The 20,892-nt window shown below is 41.3% G+C and carries 12 protein-coding genes and 1 pseudogene; 5 read left to right on the top strand and 8 right to left on the bottom strand.

The genetic code is table 11. The features are described from left to right. The first annotated feature begins 9 nt into the window (after positions 1 to 9). Entirely contained in the window at positions 10 to 981 is a 972-nt protein-coding gene (locus tag CDC33_RS05355; protein WP_109007607.1) for a pentapeptide repeat-containing protein, read from the top strand. 195 nt (positions 982 to 1,176) lie between these two features. Here CDC33_RS05355 and CDC33_RS05350 read toward each other — a convergent pair whose 3' ends face one another. Beyond that, positions 1,177 to 1,380 carry a hypothetical protein gene (locus CDC33_RS05350; protein ID WP_146195778.1) on the bottom strand — a complete coding sequence of 68 codons (204 nt, stop codon included), beginning with the start codon at positions 1,378 to 1,380 and terminating at the stop codon, positions 1,177 to 1,179. A 123-nt stretch (positions 1,381 to 1,503) separates the two neighbouring features. On the opposite strand from CDC33_RS05350, the gene CDC33_RS05345 reads away from it, so the two are divergent. Together CDC33_RS05345 and CDC33_RS05340 are read left to right on the top strand one after the other, a co-directional pair. Further along, entirely contained in the window at positions 1,504 to 1,899 is a 396-nt protein-coding gene (locus CDC33_RS05345) for a four helix bundle protein (protein WP_109007605.1), read from the top strand. A 3-nt stretch (positions 1,900 to 1,902) separates the two neighbouring features. Beyond that, positions 1,903 to 3,090, top strand: a complete 1,188-nt coding sequence (locus CDC33_RS05340; protein ID WP_109007604.1) for a transposase — start codon at positions 1,903 to 1,905, stop codon at positions 3,088 to 3,090. Between the two features lie 363 nt (positions 3,091 to 3,453). Here the strand turns inward: CDC33_RS05340 and mrdA are convergent, their stop codons facing one another. Together mrdA and CDC33_RS40210 are read right to left on the bottom strand one after the other, a co-directional pair. Beyond that, on the bottom strand, positions 3,454 to 5,313 hold the full coding sequence (gene mrdA / locus CDC33_RS05335) for a penicillin-binding protein 2 (RefSeq protein ID WP_109007603.1): 1,860 nt from the start codon (positions 5,311 to 5,313) through the stop codon (positions 3,454 to 3,456). Between the two features lie 369 nt (positions 5,314 to 5,682). Then, positions 5,683 to 9,420, bottom strand: coding sequence for a DUF4912 domain-containing protein (locus tag CDC33_RS40210; RefSeq protein WP_244919147.1), 3,738 nt, complete (start codon positions 9,418 to 9,420; stop codon positions 5,683 to 5,685). A gap of 713 nt (positions 9,421 to 10,133) precedes the next feature. Between CDC33_RS40210 and CDC33_RS05315 the strand changes: the two genes are divergently transcribed. Beyond that, positions 10,134 to 11,747: a DUF6798 domain-containing protein gene (locus CDC33_RS05315; RefSeq protein ID WP_146195777.1), complete on the top strand. Its 1,614-nt coding sequence runs from the start codon at positions 10,134 to 10,136 to the stop codon at positions 11,745 to 11,747. A 25-nt stretch (positions 11,748 to 11,772) separates the two neighbouring features. Here CDC33_RS05315 and CDC33_RS05310 read toward each other — a convergent pair whose 3' ends face one another. The 3 genes and pseudogenes from CDC33_RS05310 to CDC33_RS40200 all read right to left on the bottom strand — a co-directional run. Beyond that, positions 11,773 to 12,891 (bottom strand): precorrin-8X methylmutase, encoded by a 1,119-nt coding sequence (locus tag CDC33_RS05310; protein ID WP_109012453.1) that lies wholly within the window; start codon positions 12,889 to 12,891, stop codon positions 11,773 to 11,775. Positions 12,892 to 13,019: 128 nt separating this feature from the next. Beyond that, entirely contained in the window at positions 13,020 to 13,946 is a 927-nt protein-coding gene (locus CDC33_RS40205) for a PmeII family type II restriction endonuclease (RefSeq protein ID WP_109012452.1), read from the bottom strand. Between the two features lie 72 nt (positions 13,947 to 14,018). Next, positions 14,019 to 15,185, bottom strand: a pseudogene (locus CDC33_RS40200) (DNA cytosine methyltransferase); the annotation flags it as partial. Positions 15,186 to 15,325: 140 nt separating this feature from the next. Between CDC33_RS40200 and CDC33_RS05295 the strand changes: the two are divergent. Further along, complete coding sequence (locus CDC33_RS05295; RefSeq protein WP_109007601.1) at positions 15,326 to 17,317, top strand: heavy metal translocating P-type ATPase; 1,992 nt, start codon at positions 15,326 to 15,328, stop codon at positions 17,315 to 17,317. Between the two features lie 65 nt (positions 17,318 to 17,382). Here CDC33_RS05295 and CDC33_RS41580 read toward each other — a convergent pair whose 3' ends face one another. Both CDC33_RS41580 and CDC33_RS05285 read right to left on the bottom strand, forming a co-directional pair. Further along, positions 17,383 to 17,463, bottom strand: coding sequence for a PEP-CTERM sorting domain-containing protein (locus tag CDC33_RS41580; RefSeq protein ID WP_109012451.1), 81 nt, complete (start codon positions 17,461 to 17,463; stop codon positions 17,383 to 17,385). A 166-nt stretch (positions 17,464 to 17,629) separates the two neighbouring features. Continuing rightward, positions 17,630 to 20,821: an efflux RND transporter permease subunit gene (locus CDC33_RS05285; RefSeq protein ID WP_109007600.1), complete on the bottom strand. Its 3,192-nt coding sequence runs from the start codon at positions 20,819 to 20,821 to the stop codon at positions 17,630 to 17,632. Positions 20,822 to 20,892: the final 71 nt, after the last annotated feature.

Raw genomic sequence — 20,892 nt, 5'->3', positions numbered from 1 at the left:
GTGTCTAATATGTCTAATCAGCAGCCTAAATATAATACTACTGAAGATGACTTGACTAAAGATCAGAAGTTTGACATTGAAAAACAAAACTATAGATTGGAGGTTATCAAAACTTGGATATCTGGTTTAGGCTTGTTAGCTACAGTTTTCGCAGGAATTGGACTTTATTTTAACTACAATTCAGAGAAACAAAAACTAGTATCAGAGCGTTTTTCAAAAGCAGTTGAAGCAATGGCAGCAGAGAATAACGACAGGAATTTAGTGGGTTCTGTAGGTGGTATTTATACCCTGGAATGGATCGCTAATAATTCTCAAAATGACTATTGGACAGTCATGGAAGTTCTTACCCTCTATGTCCGAGAAAAAGCAAAAATTCCAACACAAAATACACTAAACCTACAAAAACAAGAAAAAAAAGATCAACCGGGAGTACAGCAAAATATTAAGGCAGATGTTCAAGCTGTCCTTACAGTAATTAAGCGACGAAATATTACACAAGAAGATCCCAAAGATAAAAGTAAGTTTATTGATTTGAGTGCTAGTAATCTTACAAGAGCTAAACTCCAAGGAGCTAACTTAAACGGCGCTCATTTCACGGAAAGTATTCTCACTGGAGCTTTTCTCCAAAATCTCCAAGCAGAAAATGGCAAGTTCCAACTAGCTTTTCTCAAAAGTGCCAACTTAGATGGAGCTAACCTCAAGAATGCTTGTCTCAATAGTGCTAAACTCATGAATGCTCAACTAGAAGGGGCAAATCTCGAAGGAGCGAATCTCGTAGGATCTGACCTCAAGAATTCTAGGCTCACTAATGCTAACCTCAAGAATGCTAGGCTCACTAATGCTGACCTTGAGAATGCTAACCTCAAAGGTGCTAATCTTGATGGCGCTGATCTCACAAATGTTAGAAATCCACCAGAGGAAGTCAAACTTGCCCAAAAAAAGGCGGAAGATATATACAGGACGAACACATCTTGTCTATAAGAACGTCTCATCTTAGATATATATGATGAACTTGAATTTTAACCCTCTTCCATTACTTTGAGTGATACCTTGAATCTTTATTGCCCGTATTGTTGCAAAATGTCACTCTATCAAACAGTTATGGAAGAAGGTTAAAAGCGCAATTCGGATCTGACAGTGCTAAATCTACTTACAAATTCACTGGTAAGACTGCTCCTATTTCACTTTTACCATAACGCTATCCACTTCTTCATCAGTGTTGCCGTCTTTGAAGGTGAACAAGTGTTCTCGTTTTCCTACAGGAAGAGGGATTGGGTCACTCAGAGAACCTGTACTTGCTCCCAACTGCCCAAAATTCTTTTTATCTAAAAAGATGTTGTAGTAGGTGTAGGTGGATAGGCTCTGACATTCAAACTGCACAGGGATTCCCTTATCGATTGGTTGTACCCTACCCTTTGCTCCAACTCCCGGCCCCCTCACAAGTGTAGGTTTTTTACAAAAAACATCTAGAATGAGGTAAGACTAGGTAGACAAGGAGGGAAAGTGGACAAGGAGGAAGAACGCAGAAAAATTATAACCCACGAAGATTTAATCATCTACCAAAAAGCATTTCAGGCAGCTATAACTATTTTTGAGATATCAAAACGGTTCCCAGAGGAAGAAAGATACTCTCTTACAGACCAAATTCGTCGTTCATCTCGCTCAGTTTGTGCCAACTTAGCAGAGGCTTGGCGAAAAAGAAGATATAAAGCCTCATTTATCGCTAAATTAAACGAATGTGAAGCAGAAGCAGCAGAAACCCAGGTTTGGCTGAAGTTTGCTCTCAGATATCAGTATTTATCGATAGAAGAGGAAAAAAATTTATCTGGTGCATATAATCAAGTATTAAGCGGATTAGTCAAGATGATTAATCAACCAGAAGATTGGTTAATTGGTTGAAGAATGCTAAAGAATAAGTATCTCAAAGAATGGGCGAAAATTGTTAGTTATCATTTCCCTGATCTATCTTTGCCAGAAGTAGCAGGTTTAGCTACTTGGAGCTTTGGGATAGTAATGACAGGCTCAAGTAGTCTAACCAGAGTCTCAGAATTTATCGGCAGGCTTAATCAAGAGAACACTAATGCAGTTCGACAAAGACTAAAAGAATGGTATCAAGAAGCAGATGCCAAAACAGGAAAAAAAAGAACTGCTATAGATGTAACTAAGTGCTTTGCTCCCCTACTCCAATGGATTTTGAGTATGTGGAACAGTGAAGAAAAATGGCTTCCTCTTGCGGTAGATAGCACTAATATTGGACAACACTTCACGGTTCTTTCTGTTCATGTTCTCTATCGGGGTTGCGGCATTCCTGTAGCTTGGAAAATTGTCAAAGGAACAGAAAAAGGAGCTTGGAAACCTCATTGGCAGCAATTATTCCAATCATTGAAAGATGTTGTTCCTCCGGAAATGCAAGTCGTTGTTTCAGCAGATAGAGGACTCTATGCTGACTGGTTGTTTGACGCAATTTGCGCTTTGAATTGGCATCCTTTTTTACGAATTAATTATACTGGAACATATCAAATTAGAGGAGAGACCGAATGGCAGTTTTTAGATAAACTAGTACAAAAAACAGGGACGAGTTGGTCTGGAATAGTCACCTGTTTTAAAACTAATCCACTCAATTGCACAATACTTGCCCGTTGGGATGAAGGTTACAAAGATCCTTGGTTAATTGTCACGGATTTACTACCCCAACAAGGGGATGCTCTCTGGTATTCTTTACGTTCTTGGATTGAGTGTAGTTATCGGGATATCAAAAGTGATGGTTGGCAGTGGCATAAAACTCGTTTACGAGAACCAAATAGAGCCGAAAGGGTATGGTTAGCTATGGCTGTAGCTACCCTTTGGACTATAACAATTGGCACTGATATAGAGCCACATTACCTAAATAATTTATCGAAAGAACTTTCTCCAAATCATCTGGACAAAAAACAAGATATTCCCAAAAAAACTGTTTGTAAGATTTCTTGTTTTCTTCAAGGTTTAATTCATATTCTTGCTGACTTACTTAACGGCAAGGCTATTTCTTTAACTGGTTTGTTTCCACAACCCTACCACAGTACATCTGCTGCTGCTGCCAATACTTCCTAATCTCAATGAATGGTTCTGGCGTAAAAAAGCTTCCTTGTCTACTTTCCCCCCAAGTCTTCCAAGTCTTACCTCTTTCTAGATCTGATTGTAAAAAACCTACACTTGTGAGCTCCCGGCCCCACAGGTATTATCTTCGTCCTCTGTTGAGCTAGAGCTTGAGAGGATGGCTGTGGACTATATACAATACTTCCGATGAGGATGAGTCCGATCGCAAAAATTAATGCAAGTAACTTATTTTTCATTTCAGTAGATATCCTTGAATAAATCGTTTTTTGGTAATCTTCATAAGCATATAGCGTGCGATCGCATCTCGGTATTATCCGTAAGGGTAGTTTTTTTGAATTACCCTTATCTCGCCTCTTCCTAGTTTCTGCGCCTGTTTTCTGAATTTTGAGTATTTTGTTTTAACTCATCAGGCGCGGGTTTCTGATACTTACCTGGATATTTGCGCTGAAAATATTCTTCCATAATTTGTAAAATCATCGGCGCAGCAATGCTACCACCACCGCCACCAGAATGTTCAGCAAATGCCACAATCAGAATTTCTGCCTGTTCAGCAGGTGCATAGGCTCCAAACCAAGCGTGATTTTGCTTAACACGCCCCTTCCACGCTTCAGCAGTGCCACTCTTACCAGCGACTGGGGGAACTGTTGGCTGCTTCAAAGCCTTACCCGTACCTTCAGCTACTACTTTCCGTAGTCCCTGACGGAGAATACTTATGGTTGTCGGCTTCATATTTAAAGATTCTCGCCAGCTTTTTGCCTCTTCATTGTCTTTAAGCAAATGTGGCTGGACTCGGTAGCCACCATTAGCAGGCACGGCAAACATAATGGCGACTTGCAAAGGTGTAGTTTGTAAAGCACCTTGACCAATTGACATATTAATGCTATCGCCTACAGTCCAAGGTATCTTCCAAGCTTTCTGCTTCCATGCTTCATCTGGCACTAAACCTTTTGCTTCTTCGTTGGCAAACTCAAAACCAGTTTTTTTACCAAATCCATACTTACGAGTCCATTCAATTAAAGTTGGGCCGCCGACTCCGCGACCAATTTGATAGAAGAAGGTATCACTACTCCACTGTAATGCACCGACAAAACCCAATGGGCCGAATCCGGCGTGGTTCCATTCACCAAATCGCGTGCCGCCAAAGTTTAAGGAACCGTAGGTTTGCAAAACTGTGCTAGGAGAAAATTTACCTGATTCTAACCCGGCTGTGGTGGTAACAATTTTGAAGGTGCTAGCGGGTGGAAAGGCACTGAGGGCGCGATTAACCAAGGGATGATCGGCACCTTGTACAGTTTCCCAATCTTTTTGGCTAAGTTTCTGTTTCGAGAAAATATTTGGATCAAAGGTGGGGTGAGATACCATTGCTAAAACAGCACCATTCTTTGGGTCAAGTGCCACGATCGCACCGTCGCGATCGCCTAAAGCTTTTTCTGCTGTCTTTTGCATATTTAAATCTATAGTCAAGTGCAAATCGTTACCAGCCTTTGCCTGTTTCACCCCCAAAACCCGGAGCGGCCGACCTGCACCATCCACTTCTACTTGCTGTCCGCCCCATTCGCCCCGCAGACTTTTCTCATAAGCTTTTTCAACTCCCATTTGACCAATCACATCACCCAATCTGTAGCCTTCCTGTTTCTTTTCTTTTAACTGCTCGGCGGTTAGTTCTCGCGTATAGCCTAATACATGTGCTAATTCCTTGCCGTGGGGGTAGTAACGAACGGCTTCTGTAGAAATTTCTACATCTTTAAGTTCGCTTTGATACTCCTTTAATGCTGTGATTTGTGCTTCGTTCAAGTCACGAGCAATCCGTATGAGTGAAGAAGAGTTAGCACCTGCCTCTTCTAGTTTCTTTTCCATCTCTTCTTGGGGAATTTCGAGAATTTGAGATAGACGCGCTCCCACAACTGACCATGCTGGCTTGGTATGTGCCATCGGCCACAGATATACAGAGCGGGGATAGCGAGTACTGGCTAAAAGTTTGCCATTGCGATCAAAAATATTGCCTCGTTCTGGTTGTTTGGGGATCATCCGAATTCGATTTGACTCGGCTCGTTTTCGGTGGCTTGCTCCTTCAATAATTTGCAAGTATGCCAAACGAACGCTGATTCCCGTCAGCATCACTAGAGTAAATATAATTAAAAATATTGGCTGGAAACTTCGTCCGACTGTACGTGTATTTTTTTGCGCGCCAAGTGGAGATGGTTTCAGGAAAGTCATAAGGCAGAGAGGATTTCAAAATTAAAATTATCTGTAAATAACTCTCCTAAATTATTAGCAGGTATTTAACGGCAAACTAATTGGCAGTGATTAATTGTTTTCAATTGATACTATAAGCTCATCTCTTCCATTGCCTGGCCCAAAGGTTTTTTGAATTTTGAACTTTGTCCACTATTAGTTATGAGGAGTAAATCAGTTTTTAAATTTCTCTTCTTTACCTCTCAATACGGTTCGGTTAACAAAGTTATCTGTTGAAACGAGCTGTTTTTGAGCAGAGGGAGAGAAATTGCTTAATAACTCTCTTCCCTCCCCTGCCTCAAGAGCTTGTCCGAACCGTATTGGGGTTCGAGGGGATAATTTAGGAAATTACTAGCTTTCGGAAGTTTCCTGAGAGAACTTTTTATGAATAGTTTTAGTGGATTCCCCATCAGCAGCTACCGTTATGAGATAGTCCATTAAACCATCTGAAAAGGGAAGACGTAGGTGGAAAGTACCATCAGGTTTGATTTTGATGGAATGGCCACCAATGTTTACGCTTGTATTTGGTTGGGTTGCTCCGTGAATAATCAACTCAGCATCTGCTACAAACCAAAAATCTTCGTGGGAATGGCTGAAAACCCGAACATTAGGTGAACGGGCTATGAGTAACCAACGTAGTTCACCGCCGTAGGCATCGCTACTAGCGATATAACCAATTTCAACCATGTAGTCACGATCGCTGACGGGAATAGCCACAAAGCGATCGCGTGCTACTTCTTCACATTCATACTGCTGTACAAGCTGAGGACTTTGATAACTCAAGTCAATCCCTGTCACATCATAGAGCCGTACTACCAATTGGGAGCCGCCCTGTTGTCGCAGTGCTTCGTTCTGAGCCTTGGAAATGTGCCAAGAGACATAAGCCCATTTAGGAGTGCGGGGTGTGAGCAAAATACTGCTTTCCTCTTCACTACTCTCTTCTTGGACATCTACCAAGTCAATAGGCGTTTCGCTTGCTAAGGCCACATCTTCAACGCTGGAATCTGTATGAACAACAGGTGTTTCGCTTGTTAAGGCTACATCTTCAACGCTGGAATCTGTATGAACAACAGGTGTTTCGCTTGCTAAGGCTACATCTTCAACGGTGGAATTTCTATGAACAATAGGTGTTTCGTTTGCTAATGCTACATCTTCAACTATGGGATCTGTAGCCACTGGACTGAAGACACGAACGATCGCTGAACGGGCGATGAACAACCAGTACTCGCCATAAGCGACATAGCCAATTTCAGCTATGTAATCGCGATCGCTGATCGGAATTTCCACAAAGCGATCGTGTGCTGTCTCGTCACATTCATACTCATGCACCAGGTGGGGACTTTGATAACTCAAGTCAATCCCAGTTGCATCATAGAGCCGCACTACCAATTGAGAGCCACCCTGTTGGTACAACGCTGCCTTCTTGGTTTCGGAAATCTCCCAAGAGACATGAGCCAATGTAGAAGTATGCGGTGTGAGGACAATACTGCTCTCTTCTTCACTGATCTCTTCTTGGGCATCTAGCAAGTGAATATCTGTTTCATCACTAATCGCTACATGATCAACTACGGGATCTGGAAGGATTGGACTGAAGACACGAACGATCGCTGAACGAGCGATGAACAACCAGCGATTGCCATCAGCAATATAACCAATTTCAGCTATGTAGTCGCGATCGCTAATGGGAATTTCCACAAAGCGATCGTGTGCTGTCTCGTCACATTCATACTGCTGGACAAACTGAGGACTTTGATAACTCAAGTCAATCCCAGTTGCATCATACAGTTGCACTACCAATTGAGAGCCACCCTGTTGGCGCAACGCTGCTTTCTTGAGTTCGGAAATCTCCCAAGAAACATGAACCGATGTAGAAGTATGGGGTATGAGCAAAATACTGCTCTCTTCTTCTGCATCTATCAAATCAACAGTTGTTTCGGCCGCGATTGGCACATTTTCAACCGTAGTATCAGTTTCTCTTTGAGGATTTGATCCAGAAATGGTAGTCCAGCCTGCAATTCCTATGCTTGCTGCTACCGCAGCACCCGCTAAAGCTGCGGAGTCAGTTTCAGCAATACTTTCTTCAACAATAGGCTCTGCTTGAGATTCCTCCTTTGGCAAATTAACAGTGGGTTCAGCAGCGTCCGCTATCACATTGAATACATCTTCTTCTGATAATTCTGGCAAATCGAGCAGTGAGGATGTTTGTGCCGTTGATGGTTCTAGATTGGCTGTCGATTCTTCAGAGTCTAGTGAGGGCAATTCATCTACTGAGTCTGTATCTTCAGTTGAGGTAATACTCTCTAGCCAGTTCAATTCTGCCTGAAGTTGCTCATCTATGTGATCTTCATTAATTTCTGTGTCCCAGTATGCAAAATCTGATGTTATTTCTGGCACATCTGGTAAGTCTGGGAGTGGGGCTGTCTCTTCAGATAAAGGCAGTTCTACATCAGATTCTGGAATATTAAGCAGATGAGGATATGAAGTATTTACTACAGCTGCTGGGGCTTCTATGTCCCATTCAATTTCATCAGAATCCCAGGTAATTTCATCAGAATCAGACTCAGGATTGTTCGCTTCAGTATAATTACCTTGATTATCTGTCTCAGTAATTGCATCTGTTTCTGTTTCTTTGTTGTTAAAGGCAGGCCAACTAGCCGCTCCGATACCAGTTGCTAGAGCCGCACCATTAGTTAAAGCTGCTGCTCCTAAGTTGTTATTTTCTGAGCCATTAGCTACGCCTGATGTTGTGTCTTCATAGGAGTTAGAGGTGCCATTAGTTTCCTCTCGAACTAAATTTGATGTCCCTTGAGTAGCATTCTGGGTCAGGTCAGATTCTGTTTGAGCATAGATGTTGAAAGGAGTGCGATCGGAGCTTTCTTGCTCTTGCAAGTGCGGCACTGGCTGTTGCTCAAGCATTGCTCCGTTAATCGAGGAAGATGTGCTGGCGTTGAGGACTGCCATTTCTCCATCTTCTGTGCTGGGTGGACGAGGATCTGATTCTGGTAAGTTGTCTATTTTTTCAGTAGACAATGGGCGTTTTCCCAAAACCCACCATAGGAACGCTCCAGCTACAGGAGTAAAAAACAAAGGTAGGAGCAACCAAAATGGTGTTTCTCTATTGATAATTGGACTGGGTTGTGCAGTAGCAGGAGCCACAAATGGCTGTTCAGCAAATGCAGAAGTAGTTGCACTAGGGGAAGGCGTAGCAGCAGGTGTCGTCTGGACACCAGAGGAAGCCGTGACAGGTTGTAATACGTTGGTTGCGATCGCCTCTGCTTCGGCAGTTCTACCTTGTTCTATAGCCTTCTTTCCTGGATCTGCAAGGGTAAAGCCGAGAAAATCTACTGTGCTTAAACTCGGATTTTTTTTGTAAACGTAGACTAAAGGTTGCGAAAAGGGATATTTCTCATCATCTGGTAAGGCTTTATCTAATCGCAGAACTCGCACACCTTTCAATTTTGACACGTCATTAGCTAATACATAGCTGATGCCGTCTTTGCCCAGTTGTTTGATAATTTCTGCGGTATTATCCTCAGTTAATTGGGTAGCATTGGGCCCTGTAGCAAATTCAGCAGTCTTGAAGGCTGGGTAAGTCCGAAAAGTATTGCGAGTTTCACTTGTGTTAGGGTGATCGATTAAGCGAATCTTCCCTGGAGGGCCTCCTAATTGTGACCAGTTTGTAATTTGCCCCCGGAAAATCCGGGCGAATTGCCTACTAGTCAAGTTTCCTTTGAAAGGATTATCTGCACCAACCACGATCGCAATCTTCTCACGGCGCAAGCGAAGTTGCTCTAGTCCCTGGGCTTTTTCTGCTGGCGTCAACCCACGCCCCATTGCTGCTATGTCAATTTTGCCATCTAGCAATTCTTTCAGTGCCGTATCAGTGCCGTTAGCAGCAACTTCAACCTTGGCGCCAGAAAACTGTTTTTCAAAATTTTCTTTCAGGCTTTGGTTAATTGCACCCAAGCTACTTGAACCATCAATCCTCACTGTCGCTCCATTCTGCACTGCTTGCGGCAGTGTAAAAGAGGGAGCTTCAGGTTTAGATTGTGCCAGCATGGGTTCTGACACCAGTAAACTTGCTGCCATAGGGGTGGTAGCTAAGGTAAGCCATAATACCAGTCTGACTATCGAAATATCTTTTTTTTCTTGTTGCCACATATGCCTCTTATTAAAGTAAAAAATAGAAAGCCTGCCAGCCTTAATCATTATCTTTTTATGGATTATGCAGGAGACGCGCTAATTATACATCCCTGTTATATTTCTTATCAGTTATTGTAAATATTTATGTCACTATATACCTTGTCTGACTTTAACTCTTTTTACTTTGCTGGACAAAATTTATTTAACTAAATTTTGTGCTTGCATGTTATTGTATATACTTTAATTACGTATTACTGAATGATGGTCATGCTTGAAAAATTAGCTAAGTAAATAATAAAGATAGTATATAGCGATTCCCACATGAGTAAGGTACAGAGAAATAATTAACCACCAATTAACACACATACTCACAAAGACTCGGTATTGCCGTGTCCCTACTCAGTATCCATTGAAACGAGATACCGCTATAAATAGATTAAATATGTTGTTTGGTATCAAATTCAACAGTTATTAGTTAAGATAATTGGGCTTAAGTAACCCACTATATCAGTAAACAATTAACTGATAACTGTTTTAAGCTCCCTACTATACGCTTGATAACTGTTGACTGTTCACGAGTTTAAGCTTTACTTAACTTTACTTAAGTAGTGTAATAATTATACAATTTAGGTCTTTTTAAGATGTTGAAATTGCCAGAGATGAGTCAACAGAATCTACACAAAAAATCAGCTTTGGCAGATTCGGCTTGGCTAGTATTAGAAATCATCGCAGTCTTGGCATTAATCTGTCTGAAGGAATTGTTCTTTGATATCATGGCAAGAAATGATATTGACGCTCTACCTTTAGCAAGACAGTTTGCCGATCCTAGCTGGGTTCCGGGAGATTGGTCTGTTAACCAACCACCTGTTTATCGAGTGTTGTTCCAAACTTTATTTGGCTGGATTATAGGAAAATTGGGGTTTCTGGCTAGTTCGATAATAGGACGGTTATTTTGCTATAGCTTGATAACTTGGGGACTAGTACTCATAGGTCGAAAACTAGGATTGAATTTGCTATTGCTGATGTTGGCGGTTGCAATGTTCCTCTCAGGAAATCAAGGTGTTGCTGCTGGGGAAAGGATCATAGGAGCGCTAGAAACAAAAATATTTGCTTATGCTATGGTCTTGTTGGCCATAGCGTTCATGCTAAGGAAACGTTATCGCCTGACGGCTTTTCTGTTAGGGCTAGGAACTTCATTCCATGTTTTGGTAGGCGGTTATACAAGTCTGTTTGTACTAGGGTGGGTGATTTTAAGACGAAAAACCCGTTTTCCTAGTATGCGAGAATTGGGGTTTATTGTTCCGTTATACCTGATAGCAAGTGTATTTGGTCTAAAAGCGATAATCGAAGAGTTGTCCAATCCAACCCCTATAAGCCCCATACCGATTTCTTATATATATGTCTTTCTTAGGATGCCCCACCATCTGAATCCCTTATCATGGCCTGCACATTGGTGGGTAACTCCTATATTTTTTCTTGTAATGCTTGTGAGCAGTGCTGGCTTCCTTTGGTTCAATCGTCCAACGAAAGCGCTATCTCAAGAGTTTCAACAGTACGAAGCTCGTATAGGACTATTTGAGTTCACGCTGATCAGTCTAATCCCATATTTACTAGGAGTAATCATTGCTCCATTCGACTCTCAAGGAAGCTTGCTACAGTATTACCTTTTCCGCGTAGGTGACGTAATGTTGCACCTCAATGCCTGCTTTTTGTTTGTCTGTGCTTTGGATCAAATCTTCACAAGTAGAAAACAACAAAAAGTGTTGTTATTTTTATGTAGTCTGGCACTGAGTATAAGCATTGTCAAAGGATTCCATAACTTTCAGAAATATTTTCAGTCCACACTTAATTTTCCTAACGAAGTGCAGGAGGTAGATCCGCAGTGGAAAGATATGGCTGCTTGGGTGCGAAAAAACACCTCAAAAAATGCCATATTCATATCCCCCCCGGTTGAATTTGCTAACTTCATCTGGCTGACAGAGCGTCCAACCATTGCTAAATATAAACTCATGGCTCAGACTAAAGCTGGGACACTAGAATGGTTTTCACGTATGCGCGACTTGAGTGGTAACTTTAACGGGGTCGATCCATTAACTAAATTTAATGAAAAACTACTTACAGACGGCTACAATAATTTGACAACTGACCAGGCTAAGGCACTAATCAGAAAATATCACGCTTCCTATTTAGTAACTCGCATTCAACATCAGCTATATCTGCCAGTTGCTTACCGTAATAAATCTTATGTTCTTTATCAAAAACAGCAAGATTAGAGCTACTAAAAACTGATAATTTATCCTATGAATTACTTTGATTGAGATAACAATGACAATCTGGTTTATCAATCAATGACTCCACCAAGGCATTCAGAGCAGTAGCAGCTAAAGCGCCACCTCCCAAAGTGCCTGCAACTGTAATAAAAGGTATCTCTTGTTGCATCAGTTGTCGCTTGGCTGCGGGAGCATGGCTAAAGCCAATGGGCATTGCTATTACTAATGCAGGCTGAATTTTCTGGTTGCTAATCGCCTCACAAACTTCTACAAGAGCCGAGGGAGCATAACCAACTACTAGGACACAACCCTTACTTACTTGCTGCAATTTTTCTCGCCATTCTCGATGCTCCCAAAAAGCAACTTCTGCTTCTGTGGCGGTGGTAATATGGGGATTATCAATCAAGGTTTCAATGTGGCATCCCAAGTGAAGTAATCGGGTTTGATCCAAAGCAGCAGCAACCGTTTGGGTATCGACAACAATTTGACAATTTGAAGATAAAGCTTTTCGACTAGCTGCGATCGCACCTGGACTCAATTTAATAAAGGACACTAAACTCACATCGCCACAAGCCAAAACCAACTGAGAAATTAAGTGTTGCTCAATTTCCGAACGGTGAGATAAATCAGGTAGTAAGCGTTGTAGCGATTCTGAAAAAGCTTCCGAGTGCGTATGAATTTCTGCATCTAAGCCACTCCAGAGATTTTCCAATCCCCCCAATCCAGCTTGAGTTTCGACATCAAGTAACTTGAGTTGCGCCAAAACTTCCGCCTGCATAATTTGACAATGGCGATCGCGCCCCAATAATCCTTCTAATGCTGATGCAGTTTGTCGCAGTTGAGAAATTTGTTGCATCACCGCTCGATATTGCTGCTGGAGTTGTCCCATCAAGTTAATAGTTGTGTCAGCCTCTGGTTCCACCTCCAAAATATTGCGGATATGGTTTAGCTGAAACCCTTGCTGCTTAAGTGCTACAATCCGTTGCAAACGCAGAACATCTTTTTTGGTGTAGAGACGGTAATTGCTAGGCGATCGCACTGGTTGCGGTAACAGCCCCAATTGATGGTAATGGCGCACCATGCGCGGAGTTAAACCGCCGCCTACCAAGTGCGTTAATTGCTTAATTGTCAGATCGCTACTTTTGATTTCCACAAATTTAGGATATTAAGATGGAGTCCTTAAGTTAGTAGACATCTAGAAAATCAAGTTTTTTATGATTTTACTTTGTATACTTTTTCATAATGATACTAGCTATTACTATTTAAACTTTAGCTTCAAAAAATACTATTAATGTAATTCGACACCCCCTGAACACCATCTCCAAACTCTTGGATAAATTCATCAGTTACTCTCGTTGCACAACTATCTATCTCTTCAGAAAGAGAATTTTGATGAAGTACTTGATGTGCTGATTTACGTAAAACTTCAAATAATTTAGAACTGTAATCTGGGTCTTCACTCAAGAAATTCCAAAGTTCTTTACCAATCAAAGTTTGCATTTCCCAATCAGGTAGTATTTGTTTTAAGAGACCAATTGTCACTGTTCTAGTTGTTCTTTTACCATAAGTAAATCCTATATAGGCTTTATCTCCTTCTTTCACCTTATCTTGAATTTTTTCAGCCCAGTAAACTACTTGGTCTTTATCCATATTGTTAGGGCCACTTTTTATTTGCAGCCAACTTTTCTCTCCATCACCGCTAGTTTTAACTAAATCCCATCCTGATTTCTTAGGAGCTTTTTCAACAGTGTCAGAACTGGTAACTAACAGGTCTTCTATAAAGAATCCCATAGATGTAACAATTGACCTAGTAGCTGCCATGTAAACATTTAATCTCACAACTTCGTCTGGAGTATCTAAATTAAGCGCTCTAATTAAAAACGGGTTAGGATTTAAATGCTTTAAAGATAAACTTCTAACCATATCTAATTGTTTTTGAGTGAATACTCTACTAATAACTGCTAAATAATTTTCGGCTACAGTAAGCTCTGCTGATAAAAAACCTGATTTTTTATATAAAGACAATTTTATAATTTCTTCATCTGTTAACTTTAAAACATTTTTACCTGATATGCTTTTGAGGTTTTTGATATTTTCTTCTTTAGCTTCCAAAAAATCTGTTATATCTGCAAAGTATGAAGCTAGAGAACGTGCTTTTTTAGGTGTAAAATCTACCTCATTTTTCAGTGCGTAGGCTAACATTTCATGAAATTGTTCTGACACTTTATCTTTTCCTTGTTTTAATTCGATTAAGTTTTTGAACTGTTCAAATTCAAAAAATGAAATTTGTTCATAATTTGTTGATTGTAATTTCTCATCTTTAATTAATTTATATAAGTGTTTGCCTATAGCATAAGCTAATTTAACTGGAACAGAATTACCTATTTGTTTATATCTAGATGCTACAGAACCATAAAATACCCAATTATCAGGAAAGGTTTGAATTCTTGCATATTCGCGTATGCTGAGAGGTCGTAATTCAACTGGATGACACATATCTGTAGCTTTTTGATGGGGGCTTGCTGTCACAGTAGGAGAGGGTTTATCCCAAGATAATCTTCTATAAAATCCAACCTTCCCACCTCCAGATTTGTAAGCACCTCCCATTGCTTCAGGCTTTAATTCATCTGGCAAATGTTTCCAATTTTGACCTTCTTTTAATAAGGAAATATATTTTAGACGTTGTTTGGAATAAGGAACATATTCTGGTTTTGGGTCAGATAAATTAACAAGAGCATCTCTAAGAGTTAGCCATATCGGAACTCCTTTTAAGCCATTTCTATCATGAGTAGGTTTAGGCAAACTTATAATTTCACTCTTTTGTGAACCAATAAATATTACTCTTGCTCTCGTTTGTGGTACACCATAATCAGCAGCCTCTACCAGACTAGGAGCAACTTTATAACCAATTGCTTTCATTTCAGTTAGTACAGCCTGAAGAGCTGCACCCTCCATTTCATCTGCTTCTAAAGGAGGATATCCTGCACCTCTTTTATTATGAGGTCTATGCCGAATAGGCGATGAAAGTAATCCTTTGACGTTTTCCATTAAAAAAAAGCGAGGTTGAATTTCTTGAACAATACGAATGAAGTCCATAAATAAACTTCCTCGTGGATCTATAACAGAACCACGCTTTCCTGCTGTGCTAAATGGTTGACAGGGCGGCCCTCCTGTTATTAGGTCTACTTCCCCAGGTAAAAGAGGTCTACCAAGTTTTAAAACACGCCCTCCTTCTTCCAGCAATATTTGTGCTGACACCTGTCTAATATCCCGTGGTACAGCACTTTCAGAAAGATAGGGGCGGTTCAGAACAATAGTTTTTGTTGCATCAGCATCTATTTCAACTACACTAACAGTATAAAAACCTGCTTCTTCTATACCTAAATCTAGACCAAAAGCTCCTGCAAATAGAGCAATAGATATTAATTGATTATTAATCACCTTTTTTTCAAATTTACAAAATTATTCTACTTACATTTAAACTTAGAACCTTTGCCTTCTCTAAGTTTTTAATTATAAACCTTGACATTAACATCAATGTCAAGGTTTAGCCTAAGAGAGTCCTTATTAATTCACCTCTCATGCTCTACCCCCAACGTTTGGGCCAATTCACCAGAGAACACGCAGATTCCGTAGCCGCCCTTTTGTGTGGATTCCTATTATTTCTCGGATGGTTCGCCTTGCATCTGGGTTGGTTGGGATTAGCATTCCTGCTGCTACCAGCTGCTTATGTAATTGGTGGTTACGAAAGTGCGCGGGAAGGATTAACTACCCTCTTCAAAGAAAAAGAACTTGATGTAGATTTGCTGATGATTGTCGCCGCCATTGGTGCTGCTAGTCTCGGCTTATGGCGAAGAGAATATCATCTCATTATTGATGGGGCAATCTTGATTCTGATCTTTGCCATCAGTGGCGCACTAGAAGGCTACGCCATGCAACGAACTGAGCGGAGTATCAGGAGTTTGATGAGTTTGACACCAGATACAGCAAGGGTTTTGCTTCAGGGTAAGGAAGAGGAAATTCCTATCACTCAGCTAAAAGTCGGTAATGAAATTGTCGTCAAACCCGGAGAGTTAATTCCTACTGATGGGATAATTTTATCTGGTTACAGCACCCTTAATCAAGCTGCAATTACAGGCGAGTCTTTACCTGTAAAGAAAACAGTGGGCGAAGAAGTATTTGCCGGCACACTCAACGGCTATGGTGCATTGCAGATTGAGGTACACAAACCAGCCCAAAGTAGTTTAATTCAGCGTGTGATTCGCTTGGTAGAACAGGCAAAGACAGAAGCTCCTCCTTCGCAAGAGTTTATTGATCGCTTTGAAAAAGGATATGCCAAAGTCATTGTAGTAGCCGGGATATTACTAGCAACTTTACCGCCGTTTCTTTGGGGTTGGGATTGGGAAACGACGATTTATCGCGCCCTTACTTTCCTAGTGGTGGCTTCTCCCTGTGCGCTGATGGCCGCAATTATGCCCACACTACTTTCAGGAATCGCCAACGGTGCAAGACAAGGGATTTTGTTTAAAAATGGGGCGCAGTTGGAGAAAATTGGCAAAGTCCGAGCGATCGCATTTGATAAAACTGGTACTCTAACAACAGGGCAGGTGCAGGTATTCCAGGTAATTTCAGTTAATGAATACACTCAAGCAGATGTATTAAAAGCCGCCGCTACTGTGGAATCCTATTCAGAACATCCCATTGGTAAGGCAATTGTGCAGGCGGCTGGTGAAACAGTTCGAGTCTTCTCTGCGAGACGCTTTGCGAAGGCGGTTCCCGTCGAGTCGAAACTGTTGAACCCGAAGGGTGATTTGGATTTGGTTGGTGCAGTTCAAGTGCAAGCCGTACCTGGACAAGGAATTGTGGGAATTGCTCAAGAACAACAAATAATTGTAGGCAATGCTGTTTTTATACAGCAGTATGTGACAAATTTACCTGAAGAGTTGCGAAAAATGGCTCAATCTTTGGAGCAAGAAGGTAAAACTGTGGTTTGGGTAGCACAGGGAAATATAGCAGAGGTCATGGGTGTAATTGCGATCGCAGATGAAGTAAGATCGCAAGCAGCCACAACCATTACCCGGTTAAAGAAACTGGGAGTTGAACAAATTGTCATGTTAACTGGGGATAATCAGGAAACTGCTAACAGTGTCGCCAAAGCAGTAGGAATTGATCGGGTATATGCTCAACTTTTACCAGAAGATAAGCTTGATGTTATCCGCCGTCTACAGCAAGAATATCAAACTGTGGCAATGGTGGGCGATGGAATTAATGATGCACCAGCTCTAGCCCAAGCATCTGTAGGCATAGCGATGGGAGTATCTGGTAGCGATGTGGCATTAGAAACCGCAGATATAGTACTGATGGCAGACAGGTTAGAAAAAATTGCCGTGGCGATGCATTTAGGTAGGCGATCGCAAATCATAGTAAAACAGAATATATTTGTAGCGTTGGGTTTCATTATGTTGCTTTTGGTGGGCAACTTTCTAGGAAATATCAACCTACCCATCGGCGTAATTGGGCATGAAGGTTCTACAGTATTAGTTACCCTTAGTGGTCTGAGATTGCTGAAATAAAGCAAGTTTTCTCTAAGCGAAGTCGAAAGGAGCCAAAGTATTGATTCTGACTCCTGGATTCTTCTTCAAATTTTTTTTAGTTTTCCTTTAAGAGTTAAACCAGTGCCTAAAGCTAGTAGACCAAATATGGAAGTAGATTCGGGGATTGATTATTTGTTAACCGCATTACTTTATTTTTGGCCAAATTACTTTTATCAGAAAATTAGACATATAGTCTATATTCCTATAGGAATAAAAATCTTACAATATATAGCGGCAAGGGTGATAAACTGCCGCTACAATTGGATTAAATTAACTACAAAAAATACAGACTCAATCCTCAGCTTTTGTTGAATATGCAGCAGTTTTACCATCCAAGGAAACTGCTTCTGTTTGCAATTGTTGATGCCTATTTGGTTTGATAAAGCGCTCTGTTGTTGTCTTAATAACAATATATAAAATTGGCACTACAAACAAACTCAAAAAAGTTGCAATTAACATTCCGCCAAATACTGTTGTTCCTAAAGATTGACGACTGCCAGCGCCAGCACCTGTAGCAATAGCCAAGGGGAAAATTCCTAAAAGGGTAGAAAAGGCAGTCATCAAAATCGGACGTAACCGCTCTTGTGAAGCCTCAATTACTGCTTTAGTAATCGAAAGCCCTTGCTCTCGCAATTGATTAGCAAATTCCACAATCAAAATAGCGTTCTTACTAGCTAAACCAATCAACATTACTAAACCAATTTGACAGTAAACATCATTAGCAAAACCCCGCAATGATTGAGCTATAAGCGCTCCAAAGATAGCTAAGGGAACTGATAACAGAATGATAAACGGGTCAATGTAGTTCTCGTATTGAGCGGCTAGTACTAAAAACACAAATACTAATCCTAATCCAAAAATCAGGGGTGCTAAACCACCAGAATCTATTTCTTCTAATGCAGTCCCTGACCATTCATAGCCATAACCTGCTGGTAAAACTTCTTTAGCAACTTGTTCCATTGCTTTAATTGCGTCTCCAGAACTAGAGCCAGGAGCGGCGGAACCATTAATTTCAATTGAGCGGAACAGATTGTAGTGATTTATCGTTTGCGCTCCCACAGTCGGAGTAACTGTGACTAAGTTACTCAGAGGAATCATTTGATTCTTTTGAGAACGAACGTATAGCTTGCCAATATCTTTGGGGTTGGAACGAAACTGTTGATCTGCCTGGATATACACCCGGTAATTGCGCTGCTGTAGATTGAAATCATTTACATATTGCGATCCCAAAGCAGTTTGTAAAGTACTGAAGACATCATCTATCGAAACTTGCAATGATTTGGCTTTATTGCGGTCTACATCCACAAGCAATTGTGGTGTATCTGCGGCAAAGGTGCTAAATACAGCTCGTAATCCTGGTGTTTGATTAGCTTGACCTAGCAACTTACCCATCGACTGGACTAAATTTTCTAAGCCACTGTTACCTCTGCGGTCTTGCAGTTGAAAAACGAAGCCGCCAAAGTTACCTAAACCCTGAATTGGTGGCGGATTCACAGGAAAAACCCTGGCTTCTGGGATTGACAACAACTTCCCTTGTAATTTGCCAATAATGGCTTGCACTGATTGATCGGGTCTTGAGCGTTCTGCCCAAGGTTTTAAAGTTGTAAAGATAATGCCGCTATTGGCGGTGCTACCACTAAAACCAAATCCTCCTACTGCGAAAGTCCCTAGAACTTCTGGAAGTGGCAAGATTTCTTTTTCTACTTGTGCCATAACATCGCTGGTGTATTGCAGCGAAACGCCTTGGGGGCCTTGGATGATGGTGATGAAGTAGCCTTCGTCTTCATCGGGGAGAAAGGCTGTCGGTACTGTGGTATACAGCCAAGCAGTCATACCCAAGGAAACGATAAATAGTCCAATGACGATGCTTTTGAATCGTACCATCCAGGTAAGCGATCGCTCGTAACTTGACCTTACCCATTCCAGGAACCGATTAATTAGGTCAAACAGCCAGCCAATCCACCTTGGTGCTTGTTGTTCTTGACGTAGCAGCACGCCACACAAAGAAGGTGTTAGGGTCAAAGCTAGAAATGTTGAAATCGCAATGGAAAAGGCGATGGTTAGCGCAAATTGCCGATAAAGTGCGCCTGTGGTTCCTGGGAAAAACGCCACTGGCACAAAGACCGCCATTAATACTAATGAAGTGGCAATAACCGCGCCAAACAGTTCCCTCATTGATTCACTTGCGGCTCGACGAGGATTTATACCTTTATCCTGAATAAAACGGCTGATTTGCTCAACAACAACGATCGCATCGTCTACCACCATCCCCGATGCTAAAGTAAGACCAAACAAAGTCAAACTATTAATGGAAAAGTTAAAAATTTTGACGAAGATAAATGTCCCAATTAGTGCTAAAGGAATAGTCAGTGCTGGAATTAAAGTGGTTCGCCAATCCTGCAAGAAGACAAAAATTACAATTACAACTAGCACTACCGCTTCAATCAAAGTTTTGATGACTTCTGACATCGACTCTTCTACAAACGATGTGGTGTCAAAAGCTACCTGATATTTCATTCCTGGGGGAAAACTCGGAGCCAATCGCGCCATTTCGGCTTTGACTCCTTTCGCTACATCTAAGGCATTACTGCCCGGAACCTGATAAATCCCTAAACCTACAGCATCATTGCCCCGAAATCGCAGAAATGTGTTGTAATTTTCTGCCCCCAGTTCGGCTTTACCGACATCTTTGAGCTTGACTAATGTGCCATCATCTTGAGTTTTGAGGACAATTTCTTCAAATTCTGATGGTTCTGTTAATCGGCTAGCAGCACGCACATCAAGTTGATACCTTTGTCCTTCAGGAGCGGGTTCTTGTCCAATTCTCCCTGCACCAACTTGCAAATTTTGTTCTGATAGAGCATTTGCTACATCCTTGGTCGTGAGTCCCCGATTGGCAAGGCGGCTCGGATCTAACCACAGGCGCATTGCATAGCGGCGTTCGCCAAAAATTTGAACGTTGCTTACACCTTTAACTCTTTTTAAAGCATCTGCTATGTAAAGGTCGGCATAGTTGCTTAAGAATGTATTGTCGTACTCTTTATTTTCAGCGAATAAACCAATTGCTAAGAGAATGTTGCTGGATTCTTTAGATACTCGCACTCCCGTGCGCTGCACAGAGTCTGGTAGTTGTGGTTGGGCAACAGAAACACGATTTTGCACATCCACAGCCGCAATATCTTTATCCCGCGATGAATCAAAGGTGGCTGTAATAGTACTAGTACCATCGTTACTGCTGCTAGAAGTAAGATATCTTAGCCCCTCAATCCCGTTGATTTGCCTTTCTAAGATATTTGTCACCCCACTTTCTACAACTTCGGCACTAGCTCCGCTATAGTTGGAAGTTACACTGATTTGGGTGGGACTAATTTCCGGGAACCTAGCGATCGGTAGTGAGGGAATACTAATTAATCCTATTAAAAGGATGATGATCGCACTGACCGACGCAAAGATTGGCCGCTTAATAAAGAAGTCAACAAACATAGTTTAAAAATTGGGCATTGGGTATTTGGTATTAGGCATTGGGCATGGGGCATTGGGCATTGGGCTGGTTA

This window comes from Nostoc commune NIES-4072, assembly GCF_003113895.1.
GTDB lineage: Bacteria > Cyanobacteriota > Cyanobacteriia > Cyanobacteriales > Nostocaceae > Nostoc > Nostoc commune.
Note: the sequence above shows the minus strand (reverse complement) of the source record. Positions and strands in the feature narration are given on the sequence as shown.